The organism is Bradyrhizobium sp., from assembly GCF_017881085.1.
Taxonomy (GTDB): Bacteria; Pseudomonadota; Alphaproteobacteria; order Rhizobiales; family Xanthobacteraceae; genus Bradyrhizobium.
In genome coordinates, this window is record NZ_JADGRI010000249.1 from 1 (window position 1) to 8156 (window position 8156).

The 8156-nt window shown below is 60.9% G+C and carries 9 protein-coding genes; 4 read left to right on the forward strand and 5 right to left on the reverse strand.

Annotated features, from left to right (window positions below; genetic code table 11):
* The 3 genes from QZ213_RS20580 to QZ213_RS20590 form a co-directional block, all read right to left on the reverse strand.
* On the reverse strand, nucleotides 1-467 hold a 467-nt coding region (locus tag QZ213_RS20580), incomplete at its 3' end, for an ABC transporter substrate binding protein (RefSeq protein WP_291687936.1).
* Nucleotides 468-599: 132 nt separating this feature from the next.
* Entirely contained in the window at nucleotides 600-842 is a 243-nt protein-coding gene (locus QZ213_RS20585) for an ABC transporter substrate binding protein (protein ID WP_291687942.1), read from the reverse strand.
* Between the two features lie 519 nt (nucleotides 843-1361).
* Nucleotides 1362-1853: a YbhB/YbcL family Raf kinase inhibitor-like protein gene (locus tag QZ213_RS20590; RefSeq protein ID WP_291687943.1), complete on the reverse strand. Its 492-nt coding sequence runs from the start codon at nucleotides 1851-1853 to the stop codon at nucleotides 1362-1364.
* A gap of 219 nt (nucleotides 1854-2072) precedes the next feature.
* Between QZ213_RS20590 and QZ213_RS20595 the strand changes: the two genes are divergently transcribed.
* A complete protein-coding gene (locus tag QZ213_RS20595; protein ID WP_291687937.1) occupies nucleotides 2073-2615 on the forward strand; it encodes a hypothetical protein in 543 nt (180 codons plus the stop codon).
* A gap of 72 nt (nucleotides 2616-2687) precedes the next feature.
* Here QZ213_RS20595 and QZ213_RS20600 read toward each other — a convergent pair whose 3' ends face one another.
* Nucleotides 2688-3317, reverse strand: coding sequence for a class I SAM-dependent methyltransferase (locus tag QZ213_RS20600; RefSeq protein WP_291687938.1), 630 nt, complete (start codon nucleotides 3315-3317; stop codon nucleotides 2688-2690).
* A 357-nt stretch (nucleotides 3318-3674) separates the two neighbouring features.
* Between QZ213_RS20600 and QZ213_RS20605 the strand changes: the two genes are divergently transcribed.
* Complete coding sequence (locus tag QZ213_RS20605) at nucleotides 3675-4805, forward strand: alpha-hydroxy acid oxidase (protein ID WP_291687939.1); 1131 nt, start codon at nucleotides 3675-3677, stop codon at nucleotides 4803-4805.
* Nucleotides 4806-5638: 833 nt separating this feature from the next.
* Nucleotides 5639-6703, forward strand: a complete 1065-nt coding sequence (locus QZ213_RS20610) for a 2-dehydropantoate 2-reductase N-terminal domain-containing protein (RefSeq protein ID WP_291687944.1) — start codon at nucleotides 5639-5641, stop codon at nucleotides 6701-6703.
* A gap of 159 nt (nucleotides 6704-6862) precedes the next feature.
* Here QZ213_RS20610 and QZ213_RS20615 read toward each other — a convergent pair whose 3' ends face one another.
* A complete protein-coding gene (locus QZ213_RS20615; RefSeq protein WP_291687940.1) occupies nucleotides 6863-7342 on the reverse strand; it encodes a universal stress protein in 480 nt (159 codons plus the stop codon).
* Nucleotides 7343-7716: 374 nt separating this feature from the next.
* Between QZ213_RS20615 and QZ213_RS20620 the strand changes: the two genes are divergently transcribed.
* Nucleotides 7717-8156: HAD family phosphatase (locus tag QZ213_RS20620; RefSeq protein ID WP_291687941.1), on the forward strand; the 440-nt coding region annotated here is incomplete at its 3' end.

Genomic DNA, 8156 nt, shown 5'->3' on the forward strand with positions numbered 1-8156 from the left:
AAACCGAGATCAATCGGGTCGGCGAGAATTGGACAGACAATTGGGATAGCTTGGGTCAATCTCTTCGCCGCGACGGCAGCAGGAGTTGTGGCAGCTAGTATCACTTTTGGTGAAAGTTGAATCAACTCCGCAGCGAGAGCCGGGAGGAGATCTAATCGGCCATCAGCAAAGCGATATTCAACATCGATATTGCTGCCCTCGACGTAACCGAGTTCTCGCATGCCTTCCATAAAGGAAACGGGAAATTCTCTGCGACTGACGCCAGCCAAGATAGCAAGTAGTGGGCGCTTCGTTGAAACCTGGGCATATGCGGACTGCGGCAACATTCCTTGCATCACGGACGCGCCACCGATGAGCTTGATGAACTCCCGCCTATGCATGGAGACTCCAAAGTCAATACCAGGCTTGGTCGGGGAAATATGTATCACAATTGAATGCCCGCGGCAGTGCAATATGAATTTGATCACGGGGTCGGTAGTTCCGCTCCGGGTCAATCGCGTCGTTCTGATGGTGCGCCGATCACATCCGGTCTGCCCCTATGATCAGACATCGGCAACTTTGGTCGGTAGGTCTCAAAGTAAAACCGGAAGTGACGAACCTCATTCGATCACCTCGTCGGCGAGGGCGAGCATCTTGTCTGGAATGGTGAAGTCGAGTGCCCTCGCCGTCTTGAGATTGATGACCAACTCGAACTTGGTCGGTTGCTGCACGGGCATATCTGCAGGCTTCTCGCCCTTTAAAATGCGACCGACATATATTCCCGTGAGGCGAAGAGCGTCGAGAACGTTGTTCCCGTAGCTCATTAACCCGCCTGCTGCCGGGTATTCGCGCCATTGACCAATGCAGGAATGCCATAACGTGACGCCAGCGCTGCGACTTGACTACGATGAAAGTAGAAGAGAGCATCCCCACCGAGTATTATTGCTCGGGCGCCCAGAGCCATCAGAGACGGAAAAGAGGCGTCGATCTGGTCTTGATTGATGGCGTTGGCAACATGTAGCTACAGGCCTAGAGACCGCGCCGATGTTGCTGCTTCCTGGCTTTCCAGGCGGCTAAATGGACTAGCCGGGTCGCCCAGCGCGGCTATCAATTCCCGCCTCCTGATCGTGGCTGACATCTGCCTTTCCTGACCGACGCTGCCTACGCATCAAATATCATCCTGCGGGCATACTGTCTTCCATGTCGGACAGGCGAATGGGGGTGCACTCCAGTCCCGGGGAATGTCCTGTTCGGGTCAAACGCTACCGGTTCGAAACAGCATCCAACCCGGCCATGTCCGCTGTGCCGCCGCAAGCGGAAGTAAATTCGGGGCACCCGCAGCAACGCTAACCGCTCGCAGGCTGGCACCTCGCGCCTGATCTTCAACGGCCGTAGAGCCCTGTCAGCGTCGCCTTCGCCAGCGTATGGAAATGCAGATCGAAGCCGACCAATGCCGCCGAAGCCTTGTCGTTCTTGGCATCAGGCAGCTTGTCGACGTCAACAGCGAAAACCGTGATCTGGTAGCGGTGCGGCTTGTCCCCGGCCGGCGGGCACGCGCCGCCATAGCCGTCGGCGCCGAAATCGGTCAGGCTCTGGATCGCACCCTTCGGCATCAGCTTCTTCTTCACGTCGCCGGCGCCCTTCGGCAAGGATGTCGTGGCCGGGGGAATGTTGAACACGACCCAGTGCCACCAGCCGCTGCCGGTCGGCGCATCCGGATCATACATGCTGACCGCGAAGCTCTTGGTGCCCGAGGGCGCGCCGCTCCAGTTCAGCGCCGGTGAAACGTTGGCGCCGGTGCAGCCGAACCCCTTGAACACCTGCTCATTGGCGAGGGTGCCGCCTTCCTTGATGTCGGCGCTCGTCAGGGTCATGCTTTGCGAGTTTGCGGCGCCCGCGCCGAGCAGGCCGAGGCCGAACGTCGCCCATGCGGCCAGTCTTGTGATGGCATTTCCCACGGCATTTCCTCCCCATCGATGGTAACCGGGATTTCTGCGTGCTTCCCGCTGATACCAGCCATAGCAATTTTCGGGATGGCGCGGTAGCCCGGGACACGATAGCGAAGGGAAAAAGCATCCCCTGGGGAGGACACGATGAACGAAACGACCCGCCTCCCGCCCCAACGATCGCGCGACGGTACCCGACTTCACGGAGGATATACGCGTATTTTGATGATCATACTTGCCGCCGTTTTGGTCAGTGGCACAGCAACACTCGCTGTCGCGCAGCATCATCACAGTCACGATATGTCCGCCCCCAGCGCTCCGGACGCCCGGGAATTTGTGAAATTTCCTCCGGTGTTGGTCGAGGAAACGTTGGCTAACATGCGTGATCATCTCCAGACTCTGCAAGAGATTCAATTGCAGCTCGGCATGGGTCATCCGGACATGGCTGCCAAGCTCGCGGAAACACGGCTTGGAATGTCGTCGCTGGGGCTGCACGGGGCTGCGGAAGTTTCCAAATATATGCCGCAGGGGATGCAGGATGCCGGCACAGCGATGCACCGCGCTGCCAGTCGGTTTGCCATAACCGCCCAGGATGCGAGCGTCACCGGCGATCTAAAGCCGGTATTTGCGGGGCTTGCTGAAATAACAGCTCAATGCGTGGGTTGTCACGCCGGCTACCGGCTAAAATAGGCATGAGCCTCGCGCTTCCGGAACCAGCATGCCGATCAGTCTATCTTCGCCCGCTCGCTTTCTCCCTGGAAGTCAAACCTGCTCAGCGCGACGAAAGGTGCTGAATTGGAATCGTTGAACGGCGCCCCAGGGCGTCGCATGGTCGTGGCGTCGGGTATCGATCAGGACGAAGTCGTTTCCGAGGATTGCGACCAGAGTGGTCGCGTCATGGCGCATGATCGGCAGACCGCTGCATCGCTCCGGACCGTCCGGGGCGAACGTTCCGATGATGACGTATCCCCCCGGCTTGAGCGCCTTCCTGAGTCGATCGATGTAAGCCGATTGATCAGCATGATGGGTCAAGAAGTGGAATGCGGCGCGGTCGTGCCACAAATCGTACGTCTGTGTCGGCTCCCATTTGGTGACGTCGGCGATCACCCATTGGACGTCAGCGCCGCGGTCGCCCCGACGTTTCCTCGCGGCGGCAAGGGCGGCTCCGGAAAGATCCAGAACGGTGAGCCGGCGGAACTTTCGGGTGATCAGATCGTCGACAAGACGTGACGCTCCGCCGCCGATATCGATGATTGCGGCGTCTTCGGATAGACCTGTCAACGCAATCAGGTCGAGGGATGGCGCGGGGTTCTCCTGAAACCAGCTCACCTCCTTCTCGCCCCTGGTAGTATAGACATCTTCCCAATGGGCTTGCCGCTCGATATCGCTCATCGAACTAGGTCCTTCAATCCACGATGCCGCCTGGTCGGTTAGAAATGGTTATGCCTCCTATACTTGACAACAAGCACACGTCGTTACCTTCGGTTCTTGTGCCGTCGGCTTTGCTGCGCGAGGCAGGGCGTCAGAAGAATACTCGGGCGATGGGGGGCCCTTCCGTTTGTCTGCTTGATCCGGATGGTGATTTCGTACGCGCATTGCACAGCTCCGGGAATGCCAAACCTTTCGCGGGACGGATGCCCGACTCCTTCACCCCGCCGATACCAGCCATGGCCAATTTCAGGATGGCGCGGAGGCCCGCGACGCGATAGCCAGAGGCAAAAGCAGTCAGGCATCCCCGGGGAGGACACGATGAACGAAGCGACCCGCATCCCACAGCCATCGGTCGAACTCGGCGCCAGCGGCGAAGAGTTCCAGAACCTGCACGAGTTGATCGTCAAGGCCCGCGCCAACCTCAACCAGAATTCCTGGGACTACATCGTCGGCGCCGCCGAGACCGAGACCACGATGCGCCGCAACCGGATGGCGCTCGACGAGATCGCGTTCCGGCCGCGCGTGCTGCGCAACGTCGCGCAGGTCGACGCTTCCGTCGAGCAATTCGGCCGCAGGATGCGGCTGCCGGTGGTGATCGCGCCGGTCGGCGCGCTCGAACTGTTCGAGCCCGGCGCGGCGGGAAGCGTCGCGCGCGCCGCCGGCGGCTTCGGCGCCGCCCATATGCTGAGTTCGGTGTCCGAGCCGGGGCTGGAAAAAACCGCCGAGGCCGCGCCGGATGCGTTGCGGATGTACCAGCTCTACGTCCGCGGCGACGACGCCTTCGTCGAGGATGTGGTCGGCCGTGCGGTCGCTAACGGTTACGCCGCTTTTTGCCTGACCGTCGACACCGCCCACTACAGCCGCCGGGAACGCGACATCGCCAAGCGTTATGTCCGCGCCAGCCGCGTCCGCGCCACCGGCGGCGATTTCCAGAAGGGGCTGGAATGGCGCACGGTGAAGCTGATCAAGGACAAGTTCAGGATACCGCTGGTCATCAAGGGCATCGCCACCGCGGAAGACGCGCAGATCGCGCTCGACCACGGCGTCGACTGGATCTACGTGTCGAACCATGGCGGCCGCCAGCTCGACCACGGCCGCGGCGCCATGCATGTGCTGCCCGAGATCGTCGACGCGGTACAGGGTCGCGCGAAAATCATGGTCGACGGCGGCTTCTGCCGCGGCAGCGACATCGTCAAGGCGATCGCGATGGGCGCCGATCTCGTCGGCATCGGCCGCCTGCAATGCTTTGCGCTGGCGGCCAAGGGCGAAGAAGGCGTGCGGCGCATGCTGGAGCTCTTGGAAGACGAAGTGATCCGCTGCCTCGGCCTGCTCGGGTTGCGGAATTTTGGGGAGCTCGACAAATCCTATCTGCACCCGGCGGCGCCGACCAACCTGCCGCATGTGTTCAGCGCGTTTCCGCTGCTGGATATCGAGCCATACCGGTATTGAGGGGGCGGAACACCCTATTATCGACCACACCGCGTCGCGGGTTTTTCGGACCTCGGCCCGGTGCCGAACGATGTCCGCTTCAACCCGACAAGCCGACATCGCCGAGCGAGAGCATCAGGTCCGAAAAGTGGCGATACTTGTTGCAAAAGTCGAAAGTTGCATCAGTCCGCCGCCACGAGCATGGCGGCCCGATACCACGCGGCTGGACTTGTCAGCAGGCGCGTCAGCGAAAACCGGCTTTGAGAAATTGAATGCGGCTCGGAAGCTGACCGATTGATCCTCTGGTCCATGAGCTAACGTCTCTCTCACCCGCGCGACTCGAATAGCACATACTAGACGCGGCTGCGAAGAGCGGTATCCTGAGCGATATCCGCTTTACCCTGACGAACGGTTATCGCCGAACTGGAACGTCAGTTGCGAAAGAGCCGCTGGCGGAAGTCGATTCAATCTCATGCCTCGACGGCAGACCCGGTCAGGAGTCTCGCAAATTCTTCATCGCCGATCGCATCGGCGGCCGCTGATATCTCTCATCCGGCTTCTCCCATGCCGAGCCGCACGTTCGGCGAGAAGCCATGGCCTCGAGCCGCTCCACGCCTTGCAGGATCTTGTTGCAAGTTTCAGCTTGTTCGCTGATGCGAGCGAGGGCGCGACGGAGAAGATGAACGTGAAACCCCCATGTGATTGTATTGCCTACCCATTTGCGATAAACACGGCGCTCATCGCCGGAAGGGGCTATTGCCATCTGATGCAGGGCCAGGGTTGCTCCGTTGCTCCGCCCACGCGGATCCCCAACGGAAATTTTCAGAGAAGATATAGTCAGTGAAAGAAAGAACATGGCGCGCAACATTCTGATCCTTGGAGCCTCGTACGGCTCCTTGCTGGGGACCAAGCTGCTGATGGCGGGTCACAACGTGACTCTGGTTTGCCGGAACAAGACCGCAGAACTCATCAATCGCGACGGTACCGAAGTTCGCATCAAGCTGCGTGACGAGGCGATGCACCGGGCGATCTTCTCGCGCGACCTGCCCGGGAAACTGGACGCGATTACGCCCGGCAACGTCGACGTTTCCCGCTACGATCTGGTCGGCCTTGCGATGCAGGAACCGCAATACGCCAACCATACGGTCCGGGTTCTGATGGTCAAAATCGCCGAGGCGAGGTTGCCCTGCCTTTCGATCATGAACATGCCGCCCCTGCCCTATCTCAAACGGATCCCGGCACTGGCCGACATGGATCTCGAGGAGGCCTATACCAATGCCCAGGTATGGGAGCGGTTCAAGCCGGGACTGGTGACGCTCTGCTCGCCTGATCCGCAAGCGTTCCGTCCACCGGAAGAGGCGGCGAACGTGCTTCATGTCGGCCTGCCGACCAACTTCAAGGCGTCGATATTCGCCGATGAGCAACACAACAAGGTGCTTCGGGAGCTGGAAACGGACATCGACGCGGTAACGCTGGACGGCCACGACGTTCCAGTGAAACTCAAGGTGTTCGATTCGCTGTTCGTCCCGCTTGCCAAATGGTCGATGCTGTTGACCGGGAATTACCGCTGCATCACGCTGCATGAGCCGCAGTCGATCCGCGACGCCGTGCACGGTGATCTGAAGCTCTCGCAGTCGATCTACGACCATGTCGACGCCATCGCCCGGCGTCTCGGGGCCGACCCGAAGGATCAGGTTCCTTTCGAGAAATATGCCAAAGCGGCGGAAAGCCTTCTCAAACCCTCATCGGCGGCCCGTGCCGTGGCCAATGGAGCGCCTTTCATCGAGCGGGTCGACCTGCTGGTGAAGCTGATCTCGCGTCAGCTTGGCATGCCCAATGCCGAGATCGACCGCACGGTCGAGATCGTGGATCAGAAACTGAATGAGAGGATCGTGGCGGGCGGATCCAGCTCGTCGTGACACGCTCCATCGCGGTTCGATCATCGTTCACCCGACGCGATTCCAACGTGTAGCCTTGTCCAACGTGTAGCCCTGACAGTGCCGGCTCTACCCGTCGAACGGTCGTCACCGAACTGGACCCCGGGTTCGGAAGTGCGGGTGGCGGAAGCTGATTCAATCTCAGGCCTCGACGGCAGACCCGGTCAGGAGCCTCGAAAACTCTTCGTCACCAATCTCGGTTTGCGCGACCAGCACGCTGCACCGAACATGCTTCACCAGGTATGTTCCGACCGAGCTGAACCACCATCGCGCCAGCGGGCCGTCGGCGCGATGGCCAACGACGACGAGGTTTGCGCCGATCTCTTTGGCCACCGCAGCGATCTCACGTCCGGCTTCTCCCATGCCGAGCCGTGCCGTCGGCGAGAAACCCATGGCCTTGAGCCGCTCGACGCCTTCCGCCAGGACATTGTTGTAAATTTCAGCTTGTTCGCTGATCGGGATGGCGAGGCCTCCCTCCAGGGTTCCGGTGCCGGCCGAAACTTCCACGACAGCAAGCAGGAACACCTGGGCGCCGCAGAGTTGCGCGATTCTCGCCCCCTCCCGCAGTGCCCGCCGTCCCTCGATCGAGCCGTCATAGGCGAGAAGAACTTTCCTGTACAAGAAATCCTCCCTTCATTGTCGGTACGCCTCCTGATCGAAGTCTAGCACCCAATCCCCGGATCCAGTTATCGACATTTTGCGTGATCTTAGGCTTGAGGCGTCGGCAGCGGTTGTCAGATGTCCGCCCCGCAGCCCGAACTGGCGTTCGGCAAGGCCGCGGTTGTCCAGTTGGAGTTCGCGGACTGGTGCCGCCATTTTCAGGCTACCACCTCTGCTACCCGAGCCGCCGCCAGCCCTTGCCCTCTTGGTCGAGGCGCTGCCGCACTATCGGGCGTTGACGTGAAGAACAGCCATCCGGCGGCTAACGCCAGTTGCGCCAGAACCGGCATCGGTTCGCCGTTGCCTGCCTCTCGCGTTTTTCGTACACCGCCGCGATGACCCGCCCCCTGCTTTCCCCCGGCTGCGCCGACGCGCTGTTGTTCGATCTCGGCCGCGTGGTGCTCGATATCGACTTCAACAAGACGCTGGCCTGCTGGGCCGGCCACGCCGGCTGCGATCCCGCCGAGTTCGCGGGGCGATTTTCGTCACGCGACCACATCTATCTGCGCCACGAAACCGGCGAGATCAGCGACGCCGAGTTCTTTGCGAGCTTGCGCGCCTCGCTCGGCATCGGCATTTCGGACGCCCAGTTCCTGGAGGGGTGGAATGCGATCTTCGCCGGCGAAATGCCGGGCATCGCACCGCTGCTTGAGCGCGCCGCGCGGCGTCTGCCGCTCTATGCCTTCTCCAACACCAACGGCGCCCATGCCGAACATTTCTCGGCCGTCTATGCCGGCGTTCTCGGCCATTTCCGCGACATGTTCCTGTCCTCGCG